Origin of the sequence: Streptococcus cristatus, assembly GCF_003943515.1 — a bacterium.
Taxonomy (GTDB): Bacteria; Bacillota; Bacilli; order Lactobacillales; family Streptococcaceae; genus Streptococcus; species Streptococcus cristatus_D.
In genome coordinates this window covers 223,629-248,873 of record NZ_RJPT01000001.1, presented here as the reverse complement: position 1 = coordinate 248,873, position 25,245 = coordinate 223,629, and the positions used below count along the sequence as shown (strand labels likewise).

Sequence of the window (25,245 nt, the reverse complement as noted above, 5' to 3'; positions counted from 1 at the left end):
ACGCAGGGGTTGAGTGGGCTCTACTACGCTGATTTCATCAGCTTTTACAGCCCTACTCAACTGTGCGGAGGTGGGACGACGAAATCGAATTCTAACGAATTACCGATTTCTGTCCCACTCTCTTTTCTTTTATTCAAACTAGATAAGATACACCTAGAAACCACCTAGGCTAGCACGTTTACCTTCCACTTCATGTAAAGTTCCTATTCTGCATGGACTCCTTCATAGCAATACTAGCCACCCTTAAACCATAGAAGCCTATTTTATCAAGAACAATAGAAAAACCAGCGGTCTCGAGTCTCCACTGGTTTCTTTATGGTAATCGTTTGGATTATGCAGCCAAAACTTTGCGTCCTTTACGACGACGAGCTGCCAGTACGCGACGACCGTTTTTAGTTGACATACGGTTACGGAATCCGTGTTTGCGCGCACGACGAAGTTTACTTGGTTGATAAGTACGTTTCACGATGAATACCTCCTCATAGATTTTGTATTCGTTTAGCCGGCTATAAAGTGATCAGTTACTAAACATACTTTACTATTCTATCGGATTCTCTCCTGTTTGTCAATAGTATTGGAAGAATTGTTTCTTTTTGGAAGCGAAATCATTCAAATCGTGTCGCTTCATAGAAGGGAATCAAGGCAGTCATAGCCTGCTCAAGCTCCGACAGAACTTCCTGCTGGCTTCTAGCCTCGGAAAGATTGACATCATATTTGATCAAAACCTTGCGGACTAATCCTGTAGCCACCTGCTGGCTTAGATGCTGCCTATTTGCCTCAGTAGCCTCGAAGCGTTGACTCACACCATCTTTCTGGGCAAAATAATAAGCTGGCGGTTGAATGGGCAGATTCAGCACCCGATTTTGCTTGCTGAGGCTGTGCTCATCTTTCTTGCGCTCCATGAAGCTCACCTCCAGCGACACTCCGAAATCTTCTGCAGTTCCATACAAGCGCAGAGCGAACATGGGCTCTGTGATTTCCCCATAGCCTCTTAGATAATTCCAAAAATGTGGGCGTAAAATCTGAGCCTGATTCATCCAATTGCTGGTCCGCTCCAGACTCAGCTTAGGATAGAGAGCCTGAAAGTCTCGGACCAAGTTCGCAAACTCCTGCCGAGCGGCCTGACCTCTAGCTTTCAAATCCAACATTGTCTCTCGCAGTTCCCCTGCCTTGTCTGGTGAAATGTATTTACTTCCTTGAACAGTCAAAAACGACTCAATAGCTGGAAAAAGTGACATAGAATTTTCTCCTTTCTGTATCTAAAAACCAGCTGAGCAGCTGGTTAAGATTTATTCCGAATCAATATCTACAACAACGTAGCGGTTAGGCTCATCGCCTTCTGAATAGCTAGTCACACCATCAATTCTTGAGATGATCCGGTGGATGATTTTACGCTCACTATTGGACATAGGATCCGTATGTTGGCTGCGACGATCTTCTAGAGCACGCTGAGCCAATTTTTGCGCATAGCTTTGCAAAACTTCTGCACGATGCTCCACATAGTCATTCACGTTGATAGAAATGTAGAAGCTCTTGGAATATTGATTGTAAAGATAATTCTGAGCCAACAGCTGCAAGGCTTTCAAGACTTTACCGTGGTAACCAATCACGCGCCCTGGCTCATTCGTATCGATTTGCATATTGATTGTCCGGCGATTGTGGCTACTAGAAAGAGTCGCTTCAACATCCATTTCATCCACAATCTTTTGCACATATGCGGTCACACTTGCGACAACTTCTTCAATATCACAATCATCCTCAACCTGGATCCCCAAGTCAAAGAAGGACGACTCAGCTGTCTCTTGCTGACTAGGTGCCACTTCTGCTAAAGAGCTGTCTTCCTCTGAGTCTTTCAGAGTCTGTGCTTCATCAACCGCTTGACTGGTCTTTAAGAAATCAATTACACCTGTTTCTTCCAGAATGGTACTGGCGTCTTTATCGTTTTTAAGAATTTCAGCCTTGACTTTTTCTGAAACAGCTTCACCTTCACCCTCGGCCTTCTTGATAGCTGTCACCACTCGCCCTAAGTCGACTGTTGCTTCACTAACACTTTGTACCGGCTCGTTTTGTGCATTGATTTCCTCAGGAACTCCTTTTACCGCCTGTTGGTTGGCCTTGGCCACAGTCGTTTCAGCAATCGGCTCCACATCTACCTGCGCAGGTTTCTTGCCAAATAAACCGAGAAAACCTTTCTTTTCACGTGAAACAACAGTAATATGTGCTCTCATTCGTGGGATATCCAGCGTTTTTAGTCCATTTTGAATCGCTTCTTCAACACTTGCTCCTGTAAAAATAACCATCTGCAAGAATCCTCCTTTTTACTTTTTCTTTTTCTGTGCTTTTTGAAGGGCACGTTTTTTCTTCATTTCCAATTGGCGCTCCGCCTTTGCTTTTGCTTCACGTTCAGCAATAATCTTAAAAGGATTGCTCAAAAGCAGGGTCTGACCGACTTGATAGGCGTTAGAAACTGTCCAGTAAAGAGCGACCCCGCTGGCTGCATACACCGCAAAGAAGAAAATCAATACCGGCATCAGGTAGGTCATCACTGCCGTCCCACCATTTTTCTCTGGCAAGGCTTTATTGGATAGCCAAGTGCTAAAGAAAGTAAAGAGAGCAGCGAGAATAGGTAGGATAAAGGTCGGATCTGTTGTTCCTAGATTGAGCCAGAGGAAGTGACCTGTTTTCAAAAATTCAACCCGTGTCAGAGCTTGAAAAAGTGCTACAAGCACTGGCATTTGGATAAAGAGCGGAAGGAATGCAGCATAGGGATTGACTCCCATTTCTTTATAAAGCTTGCTGGTTTCCTCTGCCAAAGCTGCTCTACTATCCATATCTTTGCCCGGATATTTTTCCTGAAGCTTCTTGATATGAGGCTGAACTTCCTGCATCTTTCTGGATGAGGTCGTCTGAAATTGAAAGACTGGCAACAAGACTGTCCGAATAATCAACGTAAAGAGAATAATCCCGATTCCTGTACTTCCATTAAAGGACAAGAATTGAATCATCTCCGCAAAGAAATAAACTAATTTCTCCCAAAAATCACTTGAATTAGCTGTCACTTCGCTGGTGCCACAAGCCGTCAAAATAAGCAGCGAAGCCGCTAAAAGAAATCCTATCTTACTCTTCTTTTTCACAAACAAATCCTTCCTGATAAATTTTTGCAACTTTTAAGACATGCAATAAATTTTGTTCCACTTGATGGTAGTCTAGAGTTTCAACTCCCTTGCGAGCAATAACAACAAAGTCATCCTTGGTCAAATCCGCCCGATGCTGAATCAAGACATGACGAATCTTTCTTTTGATACTATTGCGGACAACTGCATTGCCCAGCTTTTTACTAACTGAAATCCCCACTCGAAAATGGCGCTGTTCTTTTTCTAATTTATAAACGACAAACTTTCGATTGGCAAAATTCTGCCCAGCTTTAAAAATCGCCTTGAAATCTTTTTCGCTCTTAACGCGATAGTTTTTTCTCAAAACTCAACTCCATCCACCAAAATTAACTCTATTATACCATATTTTCCCAAAAAGCCAATAAGGGCTAGGTACGAGACGAGCTTCCTTTTTAGAATAGTTTTACCGAATGAAAGAAGTAGTTTGGAGAGAAGAAACCAACCGCTCAGCTCCAAAAAAGAGTCCGGGACAAAAGTCCTAGCCTCTCAATTGTATTTGGATTGTCGAGCAAGACGCAGTGGTTGAGTGGACTCTACTAAGCTTATTGCATCAGCTTTTATAGCCCTACTCAACTGTGCGGAGGTGGGACGACGAAATCAAATTCTAACGTGCCCCACTCTCATTTTACACGGTAAAAAACGTCTGGGTGCTCTGAGATACCTTGGGCAATGATGAAGCGATCTCGACTGCTGTCAGTCGGATCCTGCCCGCTAACAGTCTCTCCTGCTGGCAGCTTTTTCCCTGCTGGAATAATAGACAGGGCAGCACCTGTAAGATTATGCCAACGAATATTTGTGCGATAAATTCCATTTTCATCCAGACCAGCGTAAACCAGCTCCAACTTGGCAACATCTGATACAAGTCCCTTGGCATCAAATGTATAAGTGACGCCATTGGCATCCCGCCAAGTACCAGCCATGCTAGAAAAGTCCCCAGAAGCAATGGCCTGCATATCTAAACTAGAGGTAGCGGCAGGTTCTCTTTCTTCCTTGCTTTCTGACTTAGCAGAAGACTCCTTAGTTGCTGGCTCCGAAGGTTCTTGACTGTTTTCCTGACTGCTAGAAATAGAAGTGTCCGAACTACTTGTTTCGGTAGAAAGCTCTGTCGAACTTTTGCGCGTCTCAGACTTTTTGGAAGGAGCCGAGCTAGTTGAGCTGACCTTAGAACTACTAGAAGGCGAAGTCGGCTGGTCTTTCTTTTGACCGCAGGCCATTAACACAGACGATGCCACCAGAGTTCCAGCCAAGAGAATCATCCATTTTTTCATCTTTAGCACCTCGCAATATTTTCCTGTTCTTGTAACATTATTGTAACATAAATACAGCTTTTTAGAAAGCAAAAACCAGCTCGAAAGCTGGTTTATCTTATTGAATTTTTTTCAACATATTGTCGATATGCTGGATAGATTTTTCACGACCTAATAGGTAAATCGTATCTGGCAACTCTGGACCGTGCATTTCGCCAGAAACAGCGATACGGATTGGCATGAAGAGGTTCTTGCCCTTGATACCTGTTTCTTTTTGGACTGCTTTGATTTGTGGGAAGATGTTTTCTGTCACAAATTCTTCATCTGTCATTGCTTCCAGTTTTGCTTTGAAAGCTTCCAACACCACAGGTACAGTTTCGCCGGCCATCACTTCTTTCTCTGCTTCCGTCAATTCTGGGAAATCTGAGAAGAAAAGGTCTGTCAATGGCACAATCTCATCCACTGACTTCATTTGTGGTTTGTAGAGTTCTACCATTTTCTCAGCCTTGTCGGTCAAGCGTCCTGCTTCTTCCAAGTATGGTTTGGCCATTTCAAAGATAGTAGCAAGTTCTGCTCTCTTGATGTAGTCATTGCTCATCCAGTCCATCTTTTTCTGGTCAAAGGCCGCTGGAGACTTGCTGAGGCGGTTTTCATTGAAGAGTTTGATGAGTTCTTCACGAGAGAAGATTTCGTCTTCCCCACCAGGATTCCAACCAAGAAGTGCGATAAAGTTAAAGACTGCTTCTGGTAGGTAGCCCTTTTTACGGTAATCTTCAATAAACTGGAGAGTGTTGGTATCGCGTTTAGACAATTTTTTACCCGTTTCAGAGTTGATAATCAGGGTCATGTGACCGAACTCTGGCGCTTCCCAACCAAGCGCTTCATAAACCATAAGCTGTTTTGGTGTATTGGCAATATGGTCGTCACCACGGATAACATGGGAAATTTGCATGTCATGGTCATCGATGACAACGGCAAAGTTGTAAGTTGGGTAACCATCTTTCTTTTGGATCACCCAGTCACCACCAATATTGCCACCTTCAAACTCAATATCGCCTTTGACCATGTCCGTCCACTTGTAGATACCAGCTTCATTGACAGCCAGACGAACCGTTGGAATGATGCCCGCTGCTTCACGCTCTGCGATGTAAGCTGCCTTTTCATCTTCGCTCATGCCAAGGTATTCGTTGATGTAGCGAGGTGTTTCACCAGCTGCTTCTTGGCGCTCGCGCTCAGCAGCCAATTCTTCTTCTGTAACGTAAGAGTTGTAAGCCTTGCCTTCAGCTAGTAGTTGGTCGATGTATTTCTGATACAATTCCAAACGCTCTGATTGGCGGTAGTTTTCATGTGTTTCTGGACTTTCATCCCAGTCCATGCCCAACCAACGAAGGTTTTCAAGCTGTGAACGTTCACCATCCTCAACATGGCGCTTGCGGTCAGTATCTTCGATACGGATGATAAAAGTTCCGCCATGATGACGAGCATAGAGGTAGTTAAAGAGCGCCGTACGCGCATTTCCGATGTGTAAAAGTCCTGTTGGACTTGGTGCATAACGCACTCGAATATCTTTTGTCAATTTTCGATCTCCTATTTGGGAATAGCAGGGATATCTCGCTCCTGCTTTCGTATTCAAACGTCATTATTATATCACATTCTCGACCCAGAATCCGCTGAATCGTATGATTTTTTAAGACAGTCTTTCTTCGAGGACAAAGTCAATTGGTAGCCAAGCTAAAACCTGCTCCATATGCTTTTCCCAGTAGTACCACTCATGCGTACCTGGACTGTGGCTGTAAGTAATATCCAAGCCCAAGTCTTGCAGATTTTTCACAGCCACCTGATTGGCCTCGTAGAGAAAATCCTCTTCACCGCACCATGCCCAAAGCTTGGTCTTTTTATCAGATTGCTTGGCTATGTTCTCCAGCGAATGAGGACTGCTGGTCCAGTCTTTATAGTCTCCAAAAATCCCTCGCCAGTAGGCTGGTGTTGCTATTTCAACATCATCTGGATGACTATCAAGAAAACTCAAAGCCCCTGAAAGACTAGCTGCGCATGAAAAACGGTTAGACTTGAGAGCCAGCTTAAAGGCTCCGTATCCGCCCATGGAAAGACCAGCGATAAAATTCTTCTCCCGCTTGTCAGACATATTGGGGAAAAAGCGCTTGAGCACCCGTGGCAGCTCTTCAGCGATAGCCTCGTAATAGTTAAAACCGTATTGAGTATCGGTGTACCAGCCATTGCTGGTATTCGGCATGACAACAATCAAGTTAGTCGAGCGAACCAGACGTTCGATATTTGAGCGCTTAAGCCAGCTATTGTGATTACCGTTCATACCATGAAGCAGATACAAAACAGGAATATCCGTATCATCTGGCTTTTCCACGCGCGACGCATCTGGATAGAGGACATTGACTCCCCACTCCATCTCCAAGGCTTCTGAATAATATTCTATCTGCATCACTGCCATCTTTTTTCTCCTCTTGTATAAACTACTGTTCTTGACCAGGCAGCACAGCCAGCCACACTCTGAAAGCAAAGCCTGTTCTGCGACCGCCAAAAGATAAGAAAAAGCCGATATTCGACTTTCTCTCTGCAAAATACTGGGAAAGTTGCTCCCTCGAGTGACTCTAGCGAACTTCCATGACAACTGGAAGAATAGCCGGCCGTCGTTTGGTTTGTTCGAAGAGGAACTTGGCCAAACTATCACGAACTGTTCCCTTAAGTTCGCCCCAGTCAAAGTTATCCTGAGCCAGATAGTCTTCCACTGTCTTATTGATCAGGTCAGTGCTCTCTCGTAAGATATCACGGCTCTTCTTGACATAGACAAATCCTCGAGTATGAACCTTGGCTTTAGAAATAATTTTCTTCTCCTTACGATTGACTGTAAGGGCCACGATGAAGATCCCATCTTCAGACAAGACCTTGCGGTCACGCAGGACGATATTGCCCACATCACCGATGGCATTCCCATCAATCATGACATCGCCTGCTGACACTGCTCCAGCTGGTACAAAGTCGCCATTTTCATAAGCCATGATGCTGCCACGCTTAGGTATCAAGATATTTTCTGGTAAAATCCCAACTTCCATGGCTGCCTTGGCATGGGCGTCCAGACCACGATACTCTCCCTGAATCGGGAAGAGGTACTTGGGTTGCAGTAAGTTGAGCATGAGCTGCAAATCACGCGCATTGGCATGGCCAGATACACGCAAATTTTGGGTAATCAGCTTGACCACGCCACCAGCTTGGTAAATCATGTTTTCCACACGCGCTACGACTGCTTCCTTGGCAATAGATGGCGTTGTAACGATGTAAACCAAGTCTCCGTCTTTGATTTCTACATAGCGGTGACGACCGATGGACATCTTGCGCAGACCGTTAATGGGCTCGCCCATCCGACCCGTCTCCAGGATAATCAGCTCATGGTCTTCAAACTTAGACATTTCCTTAGGCTTGATCAAAAGGCGTTCATCCGCCAAGGATAATTTCTTGAGGCGGATAGCCGTACGGACGATATTTTCAATATCAAAGCCTGTCAAAACAACGCGACGACCTGTTTCTGCCGCAGCTTCAAAAACCTGTTGGATCCGAGACAGGTTGCTAGCAACCGCTGCTACGATGACACGGCCATCCCAATCCGAAATCGTGTCCGTAATTTCACGGCCAACCTCGCTCTCACTAGCCACTTGCACTGTGCTATCAGCGTTTGCTGAATCACTCAGGAGAGCTAAAACACCCTCACGGCCAATCTCAGCCAAACGGACGAAATCTGTCGCATAAGATTCGCTGGCAGATTGGTCAAACTTGAAATCTCCCGTATAAACAATATTGCCTTCACGCGTCTTGACAACGATTCCCAGACTCTCTGGAATCGAGTGGGTCGTCCGGAAGAAAGAGACAACCGTTTCGCCAAATTCAATCTCGGTATTTTCATCGATAACATGAAAATCATTGAACTTCTTCACGGCGTCATTGCTTTTAACAAAGAGCTTGGCTAGCTCAATCGTCAACTCCGAACCGAAAACCGGTACCTTGGCTTCTGTCAAAAGATAAGGTAGTGCACCGATGGCATCCGCATGACCGTGGGTTAGAAAGACACCTGCAATTCGGTCTTTGTTTTCAAACAAATAATCCATATTGGGAATGACGACATCTACTCCCAACTGCTCATTTTCTGGGTACTTGAGCCCAGCATCCAATACAAAAATGGAATCATCCACTTCGGCGACGTAGAGGTTTTTCCCATTCTCGCGCACGCCGCCCAAAGTAATCAGCTTAATAGTGCTTTTACTCATTTTTACTCCTATTCGATTTTAGAATCTCATTTATCAAAGATTCCTTGATTTTATTACTAACGGTCCTTGGCAAGCCAAGTCGAATTACAGTTTTGCAAACAAAGTTTGCACATCTTAGTCATTATAGCATTTTTTCACGCTTTTTTCAAAACAAAGGAAACTCATAGAGCAAGCTAGACATCTAAGAATAGGTATTTGATACAGCAAGTCTCTGGCCACTTCTTCCTGATTAAAAGTGTAGCTGCGCTCTAGTCAATCTCTTCTCTAGCTCCACTATAACAAAAAAAGAAGACGCTAGCAACGCCTCCTTTTCGACTTCCTAAAAAGCCACTCTTTCTTCTATAATTTGTGGAAGACTGAAAATCCTGTCCTAATCCTTGCAAATCGTTTTAGTGATATCTCAAAATTCCAAATTCCTTTGAGTGCCTTTAACATCCCCTAGCATGATACTCTTGACAAACCTTAGTCAAAGACAATCAAGGCCTTAATGGTCTTCCGCTCATCCATATCTTTATAGGCTTGGTCAATCTCTTCCAGTTTATAGCTGGAAGTAAAGACACGGCCTGGATTGATGTCGCCATCAAGGACTGCTTTCAGCAAGACTTGCTTGTCGTAGGTTGTGACAGAGGCTGCACCACCTGCCACTGTGATGTTTTGAGCAAAGGTGGAACCAATCGGGTGCTTTTCGCAATGAGGAACACCAACAAAACCTAATCGACCACCATTATGGAGGACACCAAGGGCTTGGTCAACAGCCGCTTCTGTTCCGACACATTCAAGCGCAGCGTCGGCTCCGCCACCGAGGATTTCGCGCACCTTGGCAATGCCTTCTTCTCCACGCTCAGCGACCACTGCTGTCGCTCCTGATTCAAGCGCCATCTTTTGTCGGTCTTCATGACGGCTCATGAGGACGATTTGGGAGGCTCCCCGCATCTTAGCTGCGATAACAGCGCATTGCCCAACAGCCCCATCCCCGATGACAACTACCTTGTCGCCTGCTTTCACATCTGCCACACGCGCCGCATGATAGCCTGTCGGCATGACATCAGCCAGCGCCAAGAAGGACTTAAGCATCCCTTCTGAATAATCTGCTGGCCGACCCGGAATTTTCACCAAAGCCCAGTTGGCATATTCGAAGCGCATATATTCCGCTTGCACCCCATCTGACCAGTTATTGCCAATATGCCGGTCACAAGTCCCATCATATCCTGCTCGGCAAGCGTCGCAGTCTCCGCATCCATGGGTAAATGGAGCAATGACAAAATCGCCTGCTTTCACAGTCGTTACTGCATCACCGACTTCCTCGACAATCCCGATCGCCTCGTGTCCACTGTTCATGCGCCCAGGCTTCACCTGCTCATTTCGATAACTCCACAGGTCAGAGCCACAGACACAGGTACGAACAATGCGGATAATGGCATCATCTGGGTCTAGAATTTGCGGATGATCCATTTCTACTAGTCCAACTTGACCAGCTTTGAGATAAACTGCTGATTTCATTGCATTTCTCCTTGTGTTTTGCTAACTATATTATACCACTTTTCAGGTAGATAAACTAAAAAAGCCAAAAGAGCTGTGGGGACATTTTCTTCTCCAGCAAGCGCTAATGCCCTACCTCATCGCTTTTTAAAAGCTGCTTTCTTAGTCCTCACTAAGTAAAGCCAGACTCCTCCAACAACGGCCTGAATCCATCAAAATGACCTCTAGCTTGACTCGGCTAGAGGTCTGACTTACCTTGCTGATATGGGAGCAATCAGTTTATCCTATTCGGAACTGACTAACAATTGATTGTTGATTCTTTAATTTATTAAATTTTTAATTCCTTTAAGCGCTAATGATTTTCTTTTATCTTAGCATTAGAAATATTAATCACAAAGCAACTATCGGTTAACATCTCGAAGACTGAAAACCATCTAAAAGCTTCTACTTTCTATCCCACTGTCATAATCAGATAGGCTAAGCAGGCCTACCCAATGATTTAACCAATAGTCTAGTAAAGCAACGACTTATATGTTACAAATAAATATATCAGCAAAGCAAATCGAATGCGAAATTTAGTTTTTCCTTTCCCTATCTTTACTTCTATTATACTCCTCCTAGCAAAAGATTGCAAGCGTTTACACTATAGAAGTTGAAAATATTTTAACATAAAAGAATGAATATAAAAAGGAAAGGAGACCTTTCAATAAGGTCCCCTTTAGACTGTAGATGATTCCTATAAGTTGCTATAGTTAATAAGGCTTTTTAAAAAGGAAATCAGCTATTAGACTTATTTTTCGTCGTCTTTATGAAGCATGTTTTTCACACCTTCAATAGCGCCTTCAACTGCATCTTTTGCATCTTCAGCAACTTCTTTGACTTTAGAAACAACTTTTTCAGCTGCTCCTTCTTTTTCAAGCTTTTCGTCACCGATTACTTTCCCAACACCTTCTTTGACAGCGCCTTTAGCTTGGTTGAATTTTTCTTCTGTTGACATAACTATGTCCTCCTTTATTTCTTTTTGTTTTTAATTAATGTACGCGAGCTTTTTCACTTGATGAAGCAGCATCTTTAACAGCTTCTACACCTTCACCAACTTTTTCTTGAACGGCTGAAAAACCACCGCTAAGACCAGATTTTGCTTTTTCGAATTGCTCTGAAGCAAATTCTCCTGTTGATTCAGCAACATCTGTCACTCGATCTTGAAGGCTAACTGAGTCAGCTTCATGTTGTTCTTTCGTTTTAATATCAACAACATTGACATTTACTTCAACAACTTCCAAATCAGTCATCTTAGAAACTTCCGCCACAACAACATCTTTAATTTCCTTGTACAAGGCAGGAACATTCTTTTGATATTCCACTACTACGTTCAAGTCAACAGCCACTTGTTCTTTACCAACTTCAACATTAACACCATTCGTTACGTTATCAGTGTTAATCAATTTATCTGCTAAATTAGAGAAGAAGCCACCATCAACAGCTAGCAAACCTGAAACTTTCTCTAAAGAGAGACCAATGATTTTTTGAATGACTTTATCTTCGTAAGTCAATTCACCTTTTACTTCATGAGTTGCTTGCGCAACTTCCTTTTTAGCAACATCTTTAAAATCTTTATTTGTATTTGACATAAGAAACTCCTTATTATTTATTTAATATATTTTTTTGTTGTATATAATATCCGATTCCTGCTCCTATGGCAGCGCAAATCAAGACAAATAGCGTCTTAAAGAAGCCAAAGGATAGGATAAAGCAGGCTAGAACACCGCCCGCTAATCCAGATAGGATTAGATATTGATATTTTTTAAACCATTCCATTTTGGTACTTCCTTACTTTACACGACTAGTATTTTTTTTAGCCTGCGATTTTGGTTTGAAATCTGATACAGAGATTTCAAGCTTGACATCATGATTGAGACCGAAGAATTCTGTTAATCCAGTAGCAATTTCTTCTTGAATCAACTGACTTCTTTTGATGATGTTTTCTGACGGAACAATTGCTCCTTTAACAGAAACCATACATTTGTTTTTCTGGCTATTTACGGAAACTGTAGGATCTTTAATAAAATCATGGTCTGTCACCAGACTACGAACAAATCCTTCTATCGCTGAATTTTTCAGCATTAGTTTACCATCCGCATCAGCTAACTGAATTTCCAAACGTCTCTTAGGATAAAAAATTATCACTAACATCAGCAACAATATTAAGCTTGCTAAAACCAGTGTCCCCCAGAAAACATATCTAGATAGATAGTATCCTACAAACGGAATTTTTTTCCAAGTGAATAACTGGAGCCCTAAACCGCTAACTTTATGAAAATCTAGTAAAACAGGAATCAAAATCGTCAAGATTAAAATACAGAAAATAAGGGAAAGTATTTTTCTTGATTTTGACATATTGAATCCTTTCATCATTAAATTATATTTGTACAAAAAGCAATTCTATGCTTTCTTTCCTACAAAAAACGATACAACTGCAACTACAATAACTGCACCGATAATAGAAGGAATCAAAGCCATGCCAGCCAAACTAGGTCCCCAAGTTCCTAAAAGAGACTGACCAACAGCTGAACCAACTAAACCTGCAACAACGTTGGCGACAATTCCCATAGAACCGCCTTTTTTTGTTATTGATCCAGCAACCAGACCAATAAGCCCACCGATAATAATTGACCACAACATAGTGATTCTCCTTTCTAAATCAAAATTATTTAATATTATTTTTGATTAATATAATTATATAATTTTTCGTAAAAAAAGTATAATCATTCAACTTGGAATTGTTCCCAAATTTATGTACTATAGGTACGAAAAAATAAGAGAACGCTTCCATTATTTGTTTAAACGCGTATCGCGTTTTTTCTTTTTTTAAAAAATACTATTGAATAAGCATAATCACTCATAATATGATATAATTGTATAATAAAAAAACAATATATGAACTATCTAAGAAAGAAAAAATATTATGAGAGAATTATTATCTAAAAAAAGCCTCAGGCAATTAGAATTGTTAGAATTACTCTTTAAAACTAAACGTAGGTTTTATATTTCTGAACTAGCCGAACGATTGAACTGCTCAGAACGGTTGGTAAAAGAAGACCTATCCTATGTCAGGTCCTCTTTTCCTGACCTGATCTTTCACTCTTCTACTAGTGGTATTCGTATCATGAATACGGATGACAGTGATATTGAGATGGTCTATCATTATTTTTTCAAGCACTCAAGTCATTTTTCCATTTTAGAGTTCATATTCTTTAACGAAGGGTGTCAAGCTGAGGATATTTATAACGAGTTCTATATCAGTTCTTCCTCGCTCTATCGTATCATCAGTCACATCAATAAAACGATAAAAAAGCAATATGATTTTGAAGTTATTCTGACCCCTGTGCAGATCGTTGGGAATGAGATTGATATCCGTTACTTTTTTGCACAATATTTTTCGGAAAAATATTATTTCCTGGAATGGCCATTTACAGACTTTCCTCAAGAGCCTTTGTGTCAGTTGTTAGAGATTGTTTATAAAGAGACTAGCTTCCCTATGAATGTATCGACTCATAGGATGTTAAAGTTGCTGCTCGTTACGAATCTCTATAGAATACAGTTTGGACATTTCTTGGAAGTTGAGAAAAATTCTTTTAATGAACAATTGATAGAATCTTTTATGCAGGTTGAGGGGATAGATGAAGTAGTAGATAGATTTGCTACAGATTACGGCATTTCTTTAACTAAAGAAGTAATCGGTCAATTATTTGTTTCCTACTTCCAAAAAATGTTTTTCATTGATGAAACACTATTTATGGACTACGTAAAGTCTGATAGGTATGTGGAAAAGTCCTATCATTTATTAAGTGATTTCATTGACCAGATATCATCCGCATACAATTTTAAAATAGATAACAAGAACCATCTGATTTGGCATCTACATAATACCGCACAACTGCACCGCCGGGAATTATCAACAGAGTATATTTTGTTTGATCAAAAGGGCAATACAATCCGAAACTTTCAAAATATTTTCCCTCAATTTGTTTCAGAAGTAAAAGAGGGAATCTTGAATTACCTTGAAACCTTGGGTATCCATAGTAACCAATTGCATGTCAATCATTTATCCTATACCTTTATCACTCACAGTAAGCATTTGGTTTTGAATCTGTTGCAAAATCAACCTAAATTAAAGGTGCTAGTGATGAGTAGTTTTGATCAATATCATGCAAAATCCATAGTAGAAACCCTTTCATATTATTGTAGCAACAATTTTGAACTGGAAGTTTGGAACGAATTAGAATTATCCATCGATTCTTTAAAAGAATCACCTTATGACATCATCATTTCTAATTTTATTATCCCACCGATTGAAAACAAGAGGCTGATTTATTCCAACAACGTTAATACGGTTGAGTTAATATCCTTACTTAACGCCATGATGTTTATTGGAATAGATGAGTGAGCAAGATTTTCATAAGATAAAAAACCGCGATCTAGCGGTTTTTATTGATTTATTTGAGAAAATGTTAAAAAAAGATACAGTCCTGTGGAAAACAGAACTATATCCGTTTAATAACTATTCACTGCTTATTTCCTTTGTCAGCCTTACAAAAAACTAGTCAACTTTACTCAAACAAGCTATAATAGTCCGCTATGGTCATCTTGGCTTTTTCTTCTTGCTTGAGATCTTGGATGATCTGACCTTCCTTCATGACAATCAGACGGTTGCCGTATTTGAGGGCATCCTCCATTTGGTGGGTAATCATGAGGGCCGTCAGCTGGTCTCTGCGGACAAAGTCGTCAGTTAGCTCCATAAGAGCCACACTGGTCTTGGGATCCAGCGCTGCTGTATGCTCGTCCAAGAGAAGTAGCTCTGGACGTTTGAGCGTCGCCATGAGCAAACTCAAAGCCTGTCTCTGACCACCTGATAGAAACTCAATCGGCGTATCCAGATGTTTTTCCAGGCCATTGCCAATCTTATCAATGGTCTCCTGAAACTCCTGCCGATAGCTATTCAGTCGACGAGGAACTAGGCCACGGGATTCGCCACGAAACTTAGCAATCAGCAGGTTTTCCGCCACTGTCATCCGAGGAGCCGTTCCCATCTTGGGATCTTGGAAGACACGCGACAGATATTTAGCTCTCTTTTCAGGAGAAAAGTTGGTCACATTTTCGCCCAGGATATAAATACTGCCGCTGCTCAGAGAAAGCGTACCGGCAATCACATTAAAAAGAGTTGACTTCCCTGCTCCATTGCCGCCCAAAATCGTGATAAAATCATGCTCATGAATCTCCAGCGACACATCATTTAGGATGACCTTTTCTTCATCAAAGCCGTTATTGACCCGCTTGCTGGCATTTTTTAATTCTACAATCGCTGTCATTTGCTTAACTTAGCTCCTTTAAAGAATTTATTTTTCAAGGTCGGAATCATGAGGCAGACCGCCAAGATAACCGCACTATAGAGGCGGAGATAGCTGGTGTTGAAACCAAGAGCGATGACACCCCAAATCAGAAACTGATAGGCAATCGCACCAACTACAATGGTAATCAGGCGCTCAGCCAAGGTCAGGCTCTTAAAGAGAACTTCCCCGATAATCAGACTAGCCAAACCGACGACGATAACCCCAATCCCGCGGGAGACATCAGCATAGCCTTCCTGCTGGGCAATCAGAGCACCAGACAAGGCAATAACGCCATTAGACAAGATCATGCCCATCAATTCCATGCGGCCAGTATTGATACCGAAACTACGCGCCATATCAAGATTGTCCCCAGTTGCGATGTAGGCCTGCCCCAGCTTGGTATCTAGGAAAAAGAGCAGAGCGACAATAACCAAACTGACAAAAATCAAGCCTGTCAGGAGATTATTGATTTCCCCAGAGAAGGGCAAAAAGTCCTGAATCTGCCGAGTTCCCAGCAAACCTAGATTGGCCCGCCCCATAATCATGAGCATGATGGAATGACAAGAGGTCATGACCAAAATCCCTGACAGCAGGGTCGGAATCTTGCCCTTGGTATAGAGAAGCCCAGTCGCCAAACCTGCCAGACAGCCTGCCAATACCGCAGCCACCGTTGCCAAGAAAGGGTTCACCCCTTTGGTGATTAAAGTGACGGCTACCGCCCCACCTAGAGGAAAGGAACCTTCAGTCGTCATATCTGGAAAATTCAAAATTCGAAAAGTCATGAAAATCCCCAGACCCAAAATGGCCCAGACCAGACCTTGTGAAATAATGGAAAGAATCATCTTATTGTCCTAACTAAATTAAAATCGTATTCTATTTTAACACAAAAAAGCAGCCAATTTCAATGCCGAAATACTGACAGATAAATTGGCTTTCCTAGGTAATTACTGAACGACGGTCATTCGCCCTGTAGCAACGTCATACACCGCTCCTGAGATCTCCACATCATCCGGGATTAGGGGTGATTGGCGGAGAAGCGCCACGTCTTCCCGCACACTTTCCTCCACATCTGTAAAAGGAAGGAAATCCTGACCGCTAACATTAACGCCCAGCTCTTGATTGAGAAAAGCAGTAAATTCTTCATTTTTGAAAGTCTGTGCACCGCAATCCGTATGGTGCAAGACTACAATTTCCCTCGTACCCATCTGCTGCTGTGAAATAACCAGCGAGCGAATCATGTCCTCCGTCACCCGCCCGCCAGCGTTGCGCAAGATATGAGCATCTCCTAGCGCCAAGCCCAGAGCCTGAGCCACGTGTAGCCTAGAGTCCATGCAGGTCACGATCGCTACCTTGGTCTTGGGCTTAATCGGCAGGTGGGAGGTTCCATGCAGGTCCACATAGGCTTGGTTGGCCTTCATAAAATTTTCAAAATAGGACATTCTTTCCCCTTACTAGAATTTATTTGATGTTCAAATTATTTCCTACCATCTTATCATCTTTTACCTATTTTGTCAGTTTTTTAACCCTATATAAAGCAAAAATGTCCGCTTTTTATGAAAAAATGAAAGAAAAATTTAAAAAAGATGCGGAAATTCATCCGCACCTTTTTATGACCCTTTTGCGATATAGCGACTGAGTGAGCCCGCAAAGCTTTGAAGATTGAGACTTTGAACATAGATTTCTCCAGTGCCTCGGAAGGTGTTTACAACTCCCTCTCCCGTTCCAATAGACTGCCAGAAACCATTTTCTAGATGGATATTATAATCCAAGGACTGACTCCAAGCTACGACATGGGCATTGTCAATGGTTACTTCTTGGTTATTTAGTTCAATTTTCTTAATCGAACCAAAGGCATTGGCCAAAAGAGTCCCCTGCCCTTGAGTCGTCATAACGAAGAGGCCACCTTGACCACCAAATATCGCCTTGCCAACAGACTGACGCTCCATCGTATAGTAAGCTGTACCATCCAGAGCCAGAAAGGCACCGTCATTGAGCCGGTATTGCTTTTCTCCCAGATAAAGAGGGATAACTTGGCCAGGAACTTCTGGTGCTAATGCTAGAAAACCGTTATCGGATTGGGCGACAGCCTGGGTGACGAAGGTACTTTCACCCGACACCATGGAACGGCCGACTGCCTTGACAAAGCGGCCCAAACCTGAACCGTTAGCATTGAGCTGAGTGTTCAAGGTCACATTAGGGGTGTGATAGACCATACTGCCACGCTGGATAAAGACTGTTTCTCCTTGATTGAGGTAGAGGTCAACGAGTGGAAATTGCATGTTGCTATCCATGGAAAATTGCATAAGAGTTCCCTCCTTGTTTTTTAAGAAAATTATAGCAATAATAAAATATTTTTGCAATCTAAAACAAAGAAATTATTAAGCAAAAACTTTTTTCAAGACTTCCCCAATTGTTGTCACACCGATGACTTGGATATTGTCTGGAACCTCGAGGCCGTTCAGAGAGTTTTTGGGAGCATAAATCTTGGTAAAACCTAGTTTTGCCGCTTCGTTGATGCGCTGCTCGATGCGGTTGACCCGACGGATTTCACCAGTCAGGCCAATTTCACCGATAAAGCATTCTTGGGGATTGGTCGGCAAATCCTTGTAGCTGGAAGCAATGGCTACCGCTACTGCCAAATCAATAGCCGGCTCATCTAGCTTGACGCCGCCAGCTGACTTGAGGTAGGCATCTTGATTTTGCAGAAGGAGGCCAGCCCTCTTTTCCAGAACCGCCATGATGAGGCTGGCTCGGTTAAAGTCCAATCCAGTCGTGGTTCGTTTGGCATTGCCGAACATGGTCGGTGTCACCAAAGCCTGCACCTCAGCTAAAATCGGCCGCGTCCCTTCCATGGTCACAACGATGGAAGAGCCTGTCGCACCGTCCAGCCGTTCTTCCAGAAAGACTTGGCTTGGATTGAGCACCTCGACTAGGCCGCCAGATTGCATTTCAAAAATGCCAATCTCATTGGTCGAGCCAAAGCGGTTCTTGACTGCTCTCAAGATACGGAAAGTGTGCTGACGTTCGCCCTCAAAATAAAGTACTGTGTCCACCATGTGCTCTAGCGTTCGGGGGCCAGCTAAGGTTCCTTCCTTGGTCATGTGACCAACGATAAAGGTCGCGATATTATTGGTCTTGGCCAGCTGCATGAGCTCGGCTGTCACCTCGCGAACCTGAGAAACAGATCCTTGAACACTGGAAATTTCCGGCGACATAACCGTCTGTATAGAGTCGATAATCAGAAAATCTGGCTTGATTTTCTCAATCTCTGTGCGGATATTTTGCATATTGGTCTCGGCGTAGAGATAAAATTCACTATCAATATCACCGAGGCGTTCCGCCCGCAGCTTAATCTGCTCAGCTGATTCCTCCCCGCTGACATAAAGGACGGTGCCCTGATGAGAAAGCTGAGTGGATACCTGCAGAAGCAGGGTGGACTTCCCGATGCCGGGATCCCCGCCAATCAAGACCAAACTGCCCGGCACTACTCCACCACCCAGCACACGATTGAACTCGTCCATGTCCGTCTTGGTTCGGTTGACATCAATCGAAGTGACCTCAGCCAGCTTCATAGGCCGAGTCTTTTCGCCCGTCAAGGAAACACGTGCATGCTTGACCTCAGCAGCCTCTACCTCCTCAACAAAAGAAGACCAAGAGCCGCAGTTAGGACAGCGGCCTAGATACTTGGGCGAATGGTATTCACAATTTTGACAGACAAAGGTCGTCTTTTTCTTAGCGATGATAAACCTCTTTCTATATCTCTATCTCACATTCAATCACTTGGCAAAAATCAATTTGCTCATTTGGCACAAACTGACGGATGAGCATGCGATGAGCTACAAGGACTACTGTCTGGTAGTCTCGATACTTTGCCATACAGTCTATAAAACGAGCCTTCATCTGCTCAGCTGTCTCATACTGAATAGGACTACTGGGGGGCAAGGCTCCATCATTTTCTAAAAACAGGCTTCGAGCTTTTTCAAAATTCTCCATTCCCAGTTCATAGACCTGCCATTCGTGTAGCAAAGGCTCCACTCTCAAAGGAAGGTCAGTGGCACAAGCTACATAAGATGCCGTTTCTAAAGCTCGCGTCATTGCAGAAGACACCAGCAAATCAGCTGAACGCATTAAAGGATGCTGGCAAAGTCCCTGAGCCTGCCGTCTTCCCTGCTCAGATAAAGGCGCCAAATCTAGACCAAAGCCAGTACAAGAACGCTCCTCTAACTCATGGTAATCAGGCTCACCATGGCGCACAAAAATCACTTTCATCTCAATGCCCAGTAGAGCCAAATCCGCCTGTCCGCACACCGTCGGCTACATCCCCATCCGCAATCAAAAATGGTGCGAAAACAGCTTGCACAATTCGATAACCCACTTCCAGTACAACCTCTTGGTCTGTGATGTTTTGCATCTGAGCAAAGATATGGCCTTCATTTCCAGGATTAGCATAGTAGTCGCCGTCAATAACCCCAACGGAGTTAATCAAAACTAAACCTTTTTTACGAGGATTGGACGAGCGGTCGTAAAGATAAAGCACCTCGCCCGGCTGCATATAGGCCTTGACACCCGTCGGAACCAGCTTAATCTCCCCCGGCGCAATGATGGTGCGCTCTGCTACTTTCAAGTCATAGCCCGCTGCGTGAGCCGTCTCTCTCTTGGGTAATAAATCTTCATTTGGAAAGCTGGAAACCAGCTCGAATCCGCGAATTTTCATACATTTCTCTTTTCTATTTTTACTGTCCCTATTATACTAAATTCGCAAAAAACAAGCAAAAAAACCGCCGATTGGGCGGTTCTCCTTAGTATAAACCTTTGACGACCTCTCCATCCTCTAGGTAGGTAAACTGCTCCGTCAAATCTGACGTAAAAACCTGATACATTTCCTGAAAGCTCACGGCCAGCGAGTAGCAGTCAAGGTCTTTGCGGTCAATCCAGAATACCTCGCCTTCTTCGGATGAGACCAGTTCTCCCTCAAAACGATTGGTCTTGTAAAGAAAAACGATATAGCGCTCATCTTTTTCAGTGTAAAACTGCTTGACACCACACAAGCGAGGCTCATAGATCGTCAGCCCCGTTTCTTCCTTGATTTCCCGTATCACTGATTTGACAAAGGACTCACGATGTTCAACATGGCCACCTGGAAAGCAGAGGCCCGTCCAATCATCATTTACTTTATTTTGCACTAAAATGCGGTCCCCATCGTAAACCATACACATATTTGTTAAAATAACTCGTTCTGCTCTCGACATCTCTGCTCCTCCATCTACCGACCGATTCGCTCGGCCCGCTGTGACTCATTATAACATAAAAGTGATCAAATTGATGAAAATCCAGATTTCTCAGCCCTTCCAGCAAAAAAACCGCCGATTGGGCGGTTCTTATAGGGAGATTATTATGAAAAAGAAAAGTTTTAGGATTTCATCAAATAAAGTTAGGAGGTCTTCATTTGATGGTTATATTATATAAATCTTATCTTAAAATTAGCTAAAAATAATTTAAAAATTTATAATTCTTGCAAAAGATATTGAAATAGTTCTAAATTGCCCTTTTCTTCGTTGATCAAAAACTCTGGATGCCACTGAAGGCCGATGATACGGCTGCCGTCCACAGCCTCGATCGCTTCGATGGTATTGTCCCTTGGGTCAAAGGCGGTTGCTCGAAAATTCGGTGCCAAGTCCTTAATACTTTGGCGATGGACAGAATTAATCTGGCTGGCCTGACCAAATAAGCGCTCCACAACGCTGCCTTTCTCTGTACGAATGGAGTGCGAAGTCCCAAATGGTTGCCCCTGCCAGTGATTGTCAATCTGCTGATTGAGCGTGCCACCAAAAGCGACATTGACCAACTGCAGACCACGGCAGATAGCCAAGACGGGCTTACCCTGACGAATAGCCTCCTTCAGGAGAGCCAACTCAAACTCATCGCGAGCCAGATTGTAATCATCGCTATCAATGACCTTTTCCTCCCCATAAAACTGCGGATGAACATTTTGACCACCTGATAGGATCAGCTTATCAATGGTTTCTATATAGTCCTTGACCAGACTTTTATCCCCAACAGGAATCACCATGGGCAGACCGCCGACTAGCTTGATGCTTTCCGCAAATTTGCAGGATACAGATGAATGAAGGTTTTTGCCCGCCTGATCCACTGGACAAAGATTAGCCGACACTCCAACAATTGTTCTGCACATAGATGATTCCTCCTTAACTTGATATAGAATATCTTACCATTCCACCTCTCAGCCGTCCAATAGTATTTTTTTAAGCTGGCCATAAAAATTTTTTATGTCAAGAACAGTTTTCCACAAAAAAGGATATAGTAGCGACAGACAAGAAAAAATCAGCAGAAATCCGCTGATTTCATTTTTCTAATTCAAGCATGACACTGACTGCGGTCAAGGCATAAAGCGGAGCGGTTTCAGCCCGCAGGATCCGTGGACCTAGACCTGCTGAGACAGCCCCTGCTTGGCCAAAAGCTGCTATTTCATCTGGCGACAGACCACCCTCTGGTCCGAAGATAAAGAGCAGTTTGTCTCCCCTATCCAAGCCTTTCACAGCTTGCACTAAAGCAGCACCTTCGCCCTCCTTTGCTGCTTCCTCATAAGCTACGACAATAGTGTCAAACTGAGCTAGCTGAGCCAGAAAATCTGCCTTTTTATCAAAGAGTCGAACCTCAGGGATCAGATTGCGCTTACTCTGCTCTGCTGCTCCCTGAGCAATTTTCTCCAGTTTTTCACTCTTTTTAGCCAGTTTTTTACCATCCCACTTGGCCACTGACCAGTCAGCTGGAAAGGCCCAGATAGTACTAGCTCCTAGCTCCGTTGCCTTCTGAGTGATAAATTCCAACTTATCGCCCTTGGGAAAGCCTGAAGCAATGGTCACTTGAACCGGCAGCTCGGTATTGTCTGCTAGCTCCTCTACGATTTCCAAACTCTGCTGACTAGGATCCAATACTCGGGCCAGCCGTTTTATGCCATCATCAAAGACCAAAACAACCTCATCACCTTCTTTCAGGCGCATAACCTGAAACATGTGCTTGCTGGTTTCCTTGTCCTCGATGGTGACAGGGGAGCTAGCACTTCCTTTTATAAAATACTGCTGCATCTAACCACCTATCACGCCTGAAATGTCCTGCGTTTTCTTAAAGACACAGGCATTCCATTCGCCCTGAATCATATGCGTTTCTAGGAAAAATCCTGCTGCTTCTGCTGACTCGCGCACCATTTCCCACTTCTCAGAAATAATCCCACTCATAATCAGATAGCCCTCATCCTTGACCAGACGGTAGGCATCCTCTGTCAGATGGATGAGAATATCGGCCAAAATGTTGGCAACAATGACATCTGCCTCGATTTCTACCCCTCGGAGAAGATCCCCCGGCGCCACATGGATGTTCTCCATACCAGGGTTGAGCTCAATATTTTCCTGAGCCACGCGCACTGCCACCTCGTCTAAATCATAGGCGTAGATATCCTTAGCGCCCAAGAGTGAGCTAGCAATAGAGAGAACTCCGCTGCCCGTGCCTACATCCAGCACCGTTTCTCCGCCCCGCAAGACCTGCTCCAGAGCAAAGAGGCTCATCTTGGTCGTCGGGTGAGTCCCTGTACCAAAGGCCATGCCAGGATCCAGCTTGATAATTTTCTCACCAGCTGTCGCTTCATACTCCGTCCATGATGGCACAATAGTCAAGTCATGGGTGATACGAGCAGGCTCAAAGTATTTCTTCCAGTTATCCGCCCAGTCTTCCTCAGCCAGTTCCTGCCGAGTCAGCTGAATATTGCCCGTCTCCAAGCCGAAGCCATCCAGCTCAGCCAGTCGCTCATTGGCCTGGGCTGCAATAGCCTCTATATCCACTGAATCCGGATAGTATCCCGTAATCTTGACCCGCTCGCTCTGCTCAACTTCTGGAAAAAGCTCACCATACTGGTCAACCTGCCCCAGATAATCTGCGCTGTCATCGATAGCCACACCCTGACTGCCCAGCTCAATCAGAATATTCGAGGCTGCTTCCTCCGCCTCTCGCTTCACTTCAATCGTTAATTCCTGCCATTTGTCCATGTTTAAAATACCAAGCCCGTAAAACACAAAGTCAAAATAGGAAATTCTCTGACGACGCTTGCGTCTAAGAGAGCTTTATCTTTTTGCCACAGTGTTTAGGGCGGGTTCAGTTTAGAAATTTAACTGAACAATCCTTTCTTTGTTTATTTCATTGTCTTCGTCATATAGACCATATCCATGCCCTCTTTTTCGGGCTCCGTATGGGTCTGATGATAGCCGTTTTTCTCATAAAAAGCCACCATGCCTTTATCCTGGAAAACCGTACACAAATCCCATCTGATAACGGTGGAGAATTTCTCCTCAATCAGACCAAGGCCTTCAGAACCATATCCTTTATTCTGGTACTGCGGCAAAATCGCTACGGTTCCAATCCAGCCTGCTGTCTGTTCGTCATTTGTATTCAAGCGAATAAAGCCAAGAATCTTCTCGTCGTCTTTGACAAAATAATAAAAACTATTGGGCCGCTCAACCAGCTTCCAGCGAATCCGCTCTCGCTCCTCCAGATAGGGGTCGTATTGATCCTGATATTTTTCATAAACAGCCTTAAAACTCGCTCGCTGAATGGCAATAATGGTCTCTAAATCCTCAGCTACCGCCCGCTCAATATGAATCATGCTCGCACCTCCAAATAATCTCTCAACCTGTCCTGCAGCTGCGGAATAACCTTTTCATCTGCTAAAAACTGGCTCACATCCATCATCTGATAAGCCTGTCCCTCATCGCCAAATACGATGCTGGCACATTCTTCCTGAGTAATGGTTCCCACCATAAAAATAGAGGTTTTGTCTGAATCAAGCATTCCTTGATATTCCTTAGCCCAGACAATAGCCGCTTCTTCAAGCTTCAAACCAAGCTCTTCGAAAACTTCTCTTCGGACGCATTCAAAAGGTGTCTCCTCGCCCTCGCGGCCACCGCCCGGCAACTCCCACATATTGGGCCAAGGGATGGTTGAAATATCGTCTCGCAAGATAGTCAGTAGCTTATCATCACAAATCAAGGCAATCTTGCAGCCAGAAAATTCCATCCGTTTGTGCAGCAAATCTAATTCTTCTGCATTTTCCATAAGCGCCTCCTAATACCTCGGATAGGGATAAAAGTCTGTCTCAATCAAATCCGCTCTGCCATTTTCAAAAGCCTCAGCATTCCAAGCCATCTCAAACTCTGCTGCCTCTGGATCTGCTAAGAAGTCCATGAGCACATCGAGGCCAGACTCAGCTGTTTGGCTTAGGAAATCCACGAAATAAGCCAGAAACTCCCGTGACAGCCCCTTCTTAGGCTCATAGGGCAGGGCAGCCAGATAGTCCTCGGCCTCAAAACGAGACTTGACCGGATTATAGAAAAGCACGGCTTCCTCAAAGTAAATATCCTCAGCCGAGGCATTGCCTTCAGCATCAACCGTCTCAATCCCGCCTGGGTTTTGCACCTCAAGGAGAAAGGCCACTTCCACCGCGTGATTCTTCTTGTCCCAGTTTATCTCATAGTCAAAAGGAAAGCTCTTCCCCATTTCCTCGTCCAATATCTCCAAAAAACCGTACTTAGCCATGATTTCCTCTTTTCATTGTGATAAAATATTACTATCTATAATAGTAACACAAAACGCT

The 25,245-nt window shown here is 43.7% G+C and carries 30 protein-coding genes; 1 reads left to right on the top strand and 29 read right to left on the bottom strand.

The genetic code is table 11. The features are described from left to right. Nucleotides 1-331: 331 nt before the first annotated feature. From rpmH to D8791_RS01235, 15 genes are all read right to left on the bottom strand, one after another. A complete protein-coding gene (gene rpmH, locus D8791_RS01305) occupies nucleotides 332-466 on the bottom strand; it encodes a 50S ribosomal protein L34 (RefSeq protein WP_000831905.1) in 135 nt (44 codons plus the stop codon). Nucleotides 467-605: 139 nt separating this feature from the next. Beyond that, entirely contained in the window at nucleotides 606-1,238 is a 633-nt protein-coding gene (locus D8791_RS01300; protein WP_125446000.1) for a ribonuclease P, read from the bottom strand. Nucleotides 1,239-1,289: 51 nt separating this feature from the next. Then, nucleotides 1,290-2,300 (bottom strand): RNA-binding cell elongation regulator Jag/EloR, encoded by a 1,011-nt coding sequence (gene jag, locus D8791_RS01295; protein ID WP_125445999.1) that lies wholly within the window; start codon nucleotides 2,298-2,300, stop codon nucleotides 1,290-1,292. Nucleotides 2,301-2,318: 18 nt separating this feature from the next. Continuing rightward, nucleotides 2,319-3,134 carry a YidC/Oxa1 family membrane protein insertase gene (locus D8791_RS01290; RefSeq protein WP_005592102.1) on the bottom strand — a complete coding sequence of 272 codons (816 nt, stop codon included), beginning with the start codon at nucleotides 3,132-3,134 and terminating at the stop codon, nucleotides 2,319-2,321. Then, nucleotides 3,118-3,477, bottom strand: coding sequence for a ribonuclease P protein component (gene rnpA / locus D8791_RS01285; RefSeq protein ID WP_045500481.1), 360 nt, complete (start codon nucleotides 3,475-3,477; stop codon nucleotides 3,118-3,120). The genes D8791_RS01290 and rnpA overlap by 17 nt, the downstream gene beginning before the upstream one ends. Before the next feature lie 316 nt (nucleotides 3,478-3,793). After that, nucleotides 3,794-4,441 carry a DUF6287 domain-containing protein gene (locus D8791_RS01280; RefSeq protein ID WP_125445998.1) on the bottom strand — a complete coding sequence of 216 codons (648 nt, stop codon included), beginning with the start codon at nucleotides 4,439-4,441 and terminating at the stop codon, nucleotides 3,794-3,796. A gap of 97 nt (nucleotides 4,442-4,538) precedes the next feature. Then, a complete protein-coding gene (gltX, locus tag D8791_RS01275; protein ID WP_125445997.1) occupies nucleotides 4,539-5,996 on the bottom strand; it encodes a glutamate--tRNA ligase in 1,458 nt (485 codons plus the stop codon). Between the two features lie 111 nt (nucleotides 5,997-6,107). After that, on the bottom strand, nucleotides 6,108-6,887 hold the full coding sequence (locus D8791_RS01270) for an alpha/beta hydrolase (RefSeq protein ID WP_125445996.1): 780 nt from the start codon (nucleotides 6,885-6,887) through the stop codon (nucleotides 6,108-6,110). A 160-nt stretch (nucleotides 6,888-7,047) separates the two neighbouring features. After that, a complete protein-coding gene (locus D8791_RS01265) occupies nucleotides 7,048-8,715 on the bottom strand; it encodes a ribonuclease J (protein ID WP_125445995.1) in 1,668 nt (555 codons plus the stop codon). 462 nt (nucleotides 8,716-9,177) lie between these two features. Then, entirely contained in the window at nucleotides 9,178-10,215 is a 1,038-nt protein-coding gene (locus tag D8791_RS01260) for a zinc-binding dehydrogenase (protein WP_125445994.1), read from the bottom strand. A gap of 769 nt (nucleotides 10,216-10,984) precedes the next feature. After that, nucleotides 10,985-11,191 carry a CsbD family protein gene (locus D8791_RS01255; protein WP_005591616.1) on the bottom strand — a complete coding sequence of 69 codons (207 nt, stop codon included), beginning with the start codon at nucleotides 11,189-11,191 and terminating at the stop codon, nucleotides 10,985-10,987. A 34-nt stretch (nucleotides 11,192-11,225) separates the two neighbouring features. Further along, the gene (locus D8791_RS01250) at nucleotides 11,226-11,825 is read right to left on the bottom strand and encodes an Asp23/Gls24 family envelope stress response protein (RefSeq protein ID WP_005591615.1); all 600 of its coding nucleotides are present in this window, start codon (nucleotides 11,823-11,825) and stop codon (nucleotides 11,226-11,228) included. 13 nt (nucleotides 11,826-11,838) lie between these two features. Then, a complete protein-coding gene (locus D8791_RS01245) occupies nucleotides 11,839-12,012 on the bottom strand; it encodes a DUF2273 domain-containing protein (RefSeq protein ID WP_005591614.1) in 174 nt (57 codons plus the stop codon). Between the two features lie 12 nt (nucleotides 12,013-12,024). After that, nucleotides 12,025-12,591 (bottom strand): alkaline shock response membrane anchor protein AmaP, encoded by a 567-nt coding sequence (gene amaP, locus D8791_RS01240; protein ID WP_125445993.1) that lies wholly within the window; start codon nucleotides 12,589-12,591, stop codon nucleotides 12,025-12,027. A 45-nt stretch (nucleotides 12,592-12,636) separates the two neighbouring features. Next, nucleotides 12,637-12,876 carry a GlsB/YeaQ/YmgE family stress response membrane protein gene (locus D8791_RS01235; protein ID WP_015605856.1) on the bottom strand — a complete coding sequence of 80 codons (240 nt, stop codon included), beginning with the start codon at nucleotides 12,874-12,876 and terminating at the stop codon, nucleotides 12,637-12,639. Nucleotides 12,877-13,159: 283 nt separating this feature from the next. On the opposite strand from D8791_RS01235, the gene D8791_RS01230 reads away from it, so the two are divergent. After that, on the top strand, nucleotides 13,160-14,641 hold the full coding sequence (locus D8791_RS01230; protein WP_125445992.1) for an AcpB/EbpR/MafR family transcriptional regulator: 1,482 nt from the start codon (nucleotides 13,160-13,162) through the stop codon (nucleotides 14,639-14,641). Between the two features lie 163 nt (nucleotides 14,642-14,804). Here the strand turns inward: D8791_RS01230 and D8791_RS01225 are convergent, their stop codons facing one another. From D8791_RS01225 to D8791_RS01150, 14 genes are all read right to left on the bottom strand, one after another. Continuing rightward, nucleotides 14,805-15,563 carry an ABC transporter ATP-binding protein gene (locus D8791_RS01225; RefSeq protein WP_125379008.1) on the bottom strand — a complete coding sequence of 253 codons (759 nt, stop codon included), beginning with the start codon at nucleotides 15,561-15,563 and terminating at the stop codon, nucleotides 14,805-14,807. Next, a complete protein-coding gene (locus D8791_RS01220) occupies nucleotides 15,560-16,426 on the bottom strand; it encodes an ABC transporter permease (RefSeq protein WP_125445991.1) in 867 nt (288 codons plus the stop codon). The genes D8791_RS01225 and D8791_RS01220 overlap by 4 nt, the downstream gene beginning before the upstream one ends. 102 nt (nucleotides 16,427-16,528) lie before the next feature. Then, entirely contained in the window at nucleotides 16,529-17,023 is a 495-nt protein-coding gene (locus D8791_RS01215; RefSeq protein ID WP_125445990.1) for a beta-class carbonic anhydrase, read from the bottom strand. A gap of 168 nt (nucleotides 17,024-17,191) precedes the next feature. After that, nucleotides 17,192-17,887 carry a TIGR00266 family protein gene (locus D8791_RS01210; protein WP_125445989.1) on the bottom strand — a complete coding sequence of 232 codons (696 nt, stop codon included), beginning with the start codon at nucleotides 17,885-17,887 and terminating at the stop codon, nucleotides 17,192-17,194. 75 nt (nucleotides 17,888-17,962) lie between these two features. Continuing rightward, nucleotides 17,963-19,327 carry a DNA repair protein RadA gene (radA, locus tag D8791_RS01205; protein WP_125445988.1) on the bottom strand — a complete coding sequence of 455 codons (1,365 nt, stop codon included), beginning with the start codon at nucleotides 19,325-19,327 and terminating at the stop codon, nucleotides 17,963-17,965. Between the two features lie 10 nt (nucleotides 19,328-19,337). Then, a complete protein-coding gene (locus D8791_RS01200; protein ID WP_185760527.1) occupies nucleotides 19,338-19,853 on the bottom strand; it encodes a histidine phosphatase family protein in 516 nt (171 codons plus the stop codon). Between the two features lies 1 nt (nucleotide 19,854). Further along, the gene (locus D8791_RS01195; protein ID WP_125445986.1) at nucleotides 19,855-20,298 is read right to left on the bottom strand and encodes a dUTP diphosphatase; all 444 of its coding nucleotides are present in this window, start codon (nucleotides 20,296-20,298) and stop codon (nucleotides 19,855-19,857) included. An 85-nt stretch (nucleotides 20,299-20,383) separates the two neighbouring features. Continuing rightward, nucleotides 20,384-20,833, bottom strand: coding sequence for an 8-oxo-dGTP diphosphatase (locus D8791_RS01185; protein WP_125379015.1), 450 nt, complete (start codon nucleotides 20,831-20,833; stop codon nucleotides 20,384-20,386). Nucleotides 20,834-21,087: 254 nt separating this feature from the next. Beyond that, nucleotides 21,088-21,777 carry a gamma-glutamyl-gamma-aminobutyrate hydrolase family protein gene (locus tag D8791_RS01175; protein ID WP_125445985.1) on the bottom strand — a complete coding sequence of 230 codons (690 nt, stop codon included), beginning with the start codon at nucleotides 21,775-21,777 and terminating at the stop codon, nucleotides 21,088-21,090. 169 nt (nucleotides 21,778-21,946) lie between these two features. Further along, nucleotides 21,947-22,690 (bottom strand): 16S rRNA (uracil(1498)-N(3))-methyltransferase, encoded by a 744-nt coding sequence (locus D8791_RS01170; protein ID WP_125445984.1) that lies wholly within the window; start codon nucleotides 22,688-22,690, stop codon nucleotides 21,947-21,949. Further along, entirely contained in the window at nucleotides 22,691-23,644 is a 954-nt protein-coding gene (gene prmA, locus D8791_RS01165; RefSeq protein ID WP_125445983.1) for a 50S ribosomal protein L11 methyltransferase, read from the bottom strand. 143 nt (nucleotides 23,645-23,787) lie between these two features. After that, nucleotides 23,788-24,258, bottom strand: a complete 471-nt coding sequence (locus tag D8791_RS01160; RefSeq protein ID WP_125445982.1) for a GNAT family N-acetyltransferase — start codon at nucleotides 24,256-24,258, stop codon at nucleotides 23,788-23,790. Then, nucleotides 24,255-24,707: an NUDIX hydrolase gene (locus tag D8791_RS01155; RefSeq protein ID WP_125445981.1), complete on the bottom strand. Its 453-nt coding sequence runs from the start codon at nucleotides 24,705-24,707 to the stop codon at nucleotides 24,255-24,257. The genes D8791_RS01160 and D8791_RS01155 overlap by 4 nt, the downstream gene beginning before the upstream one ends. A 9-nt stretch (nucleotides 24,708-24,716) precedes the next feature. Then, complete coding sequence (locus D8791_RS01150; RefSeq protein WP_125445980.1) at nucleotides 24,717-25,187, bottom strand: DUF3013 family protein; 471 nt, start codon at nucleotides 25,185-25,187, stop codon at nucleotides 24,717-24,719. Between the last annotated feature and the right edge of the window lie 58 nt (nucleotides 25,188-25,245).

What these genes read in the sequence shown, in the direction of transcription:
- D8791_RS01300 (WP_125446000.1), bottom strand. Translation starts at nt 1,238, where the DNA reads ATGTCACTTTTTCCAGCTATTGAGTCGTTTTTGACTGTTCAAGGAAGT.
- jag (WP_125445999.1), bottom strand. Translation starts at nt 2,300, where the DNA reads ATGGTTATTTTTACAGGAGCAAGTGTTGAAGAAGCGATTCAAAATGGA.
- D8791_RS01280 (WP_125445998.1), bottom strand. Translation starts at nt 4,441, where the DNA reads ATGAAAAAATGGATGATTCTCTTGGCTGGAACTCTGGTGGCATCGTCT.
- D8791_RS01270 (WP_125445996.1), bottom strand. Translation starts at nt 6,887, where the DNA reads ATGGCAGTGATGCAGATAGAATATTATTCAGAAGCCTTGGAGATGGAG.
- D8791_RS01265 (WP_125445995.1), bottom strand. Translation starts at nt 8,715, where the DNA reads ATGAGTAAAAGCACTATTAAGCTGATTACTTTGGGCGGCGTGCGCGAG.
- D8791_RS01260 (WP_125445994.1), bottom strand. Translation starts at nt 10,215, where the DNA reads ATGAAATCAGCAGTTTATCTCAAAGCTGGTCAAGTTGGACTAGTAGAA.
- D8791_RS01255 (WP_005591616.1), bottom strand. Translation starts at nt 11,191, where the DNA reads ATGTCAACAGAAGAAAAATTCAACCAAGCTAAAGGCGCTGTCAAAGAA.
- D8791_RS01250 (WP_005591615.1), bottom strand. Translation starts at nt 11,825, where the DNA reads ATGTCAAATACAAATAAAGATTTTAAAGATGTTGCTAAAAAGGAAGTT.
- D8791_RS01245 (WP_005591614.1), bottom strand. Translation starts at nt 12,012, where the DNA reads ATGGAATGGTTTAAAAAATATCAATATCTAATCCTATCTGGATTAGCG.
- amaP (WP_125445993.1), bottom strand. Translation starts at nt 12,591, where the DNA reads ATGTCAAAATCAAGAAAAATACTTTCCCTTATTTTCTGTATTTTAATC.
- D8791_RS01235 (WP_015605856.1), bottom strand. Translation starts at nt 12,876, where the DNA reads ATGTTGTGGTCAATTATTATCGGTGGGCTTATTGGTCTGGTTGCTGGA.
- D8791_RS01230 (WP_125445992.1), top strand. Translation starts at nt 13,160, where the DNA reads ATGAGAGAATTATTATCTAAAAAAAGCCTCAGGCAATTAGAATTGTTA.
- D8791_RS01225 (WP_125379008.1), bottom strand. Translation starts at nt 15,563, where the DNA reads ATGACAGCGATTGTAGAATTAAAAAATGCCAGCAAGCGGGTCAATAAC.
- D8791_RS01220 (WP_125445991.1), bottom strand. Translation starts at nt 16,426, where the DNA reads ATGATTCTTTCCATTATTTCACAAGGTCTGGTCTGGGCCATTTTGGGT.
- D8791_RS01215 (WP_125445990.1), bottom strand. Translation starts at nt 17,023, where the DNA reads ATGTCCTATTTTGAAAATTTTATGAAGGCCAACCAAGCCTATGTGGAC.
- D8791_RS01210 (WP_125445989.1), bottom strand. Translation starts at nt 17,887, where the DNA reads ATGCAATTTTCCATGGATAGCAACATGCAATTTCCACTCGTTGACCTC.
- D8791_RS01200 (WP_185760527.1), bottom strand. Translation starts at nt 19,853, where the DNA reads ATGAAAGTGATTTTTGTGCGCCATGGTGAGCCTGATTACCATGAGTTA.
- D8791_RS01195 (WP_125445986.1), bottom strand. Translation starts at nt 20,298, where the DNA reads ATGAAAATTCGCGGATTCGAGCTGGTTTCCAGCTTTCCAAATGAAGAT.
- D8791_RS01185 (WP_125379015.1), bottom strand. Translation starts at nt 20,833, where the DNA reads ATGTCGAGAGCAGAACGAGTTATTTTAACAAATATGTGTATGGTTTAC.
- D8791_RS01175 (WP_125445985.1), bottom strand. Translation starts at nt 21,777, where the DNA reads ATGTGCAGAACAATTGTTGGAGTGTCGGCTAATCTTTGTCCAGTGGAT.
- D8791_RS01170 (WP_125445984.1), bottom strand. Translation starts at nt 22,690, where the DNA reads ATGCAGCAGTATTTTATAAAAGGAAGTGCTAGCTCCCCTGTCACCATC.
- prmA (WP_125445983.1), bottom strand. Translation starts at nt 23,644, where the DNA reads ATGGACAAATGGCAGGAATTAACGATTGAAGTGAAGCGAGAGGCGGAG.
- D8791_RS01160 (WP_125445982.1), bottom strand. Translation starts at nt 24,258, where the DNA reads ATGATTCATATTGAGCGGGCGGTAGCTGAGGATTTAGAGACCATTATT.
- D8791_RS01155 (WP_125445981.1), bottom strand. Translation starts at nt 24,707, where the DNA reads ATGGAAAATGCAGAAGAATTAGATTTGCTGCACAAACGGATGGAATTT.
- D8791_RS01150 (WP_125445980.1), bottom strand. Translation starts at nt 25,187, where the DNA reads ATGGCTAAGTACGGTTTTTTGGAGATATTGGACGAGGAAATGGGGAAG.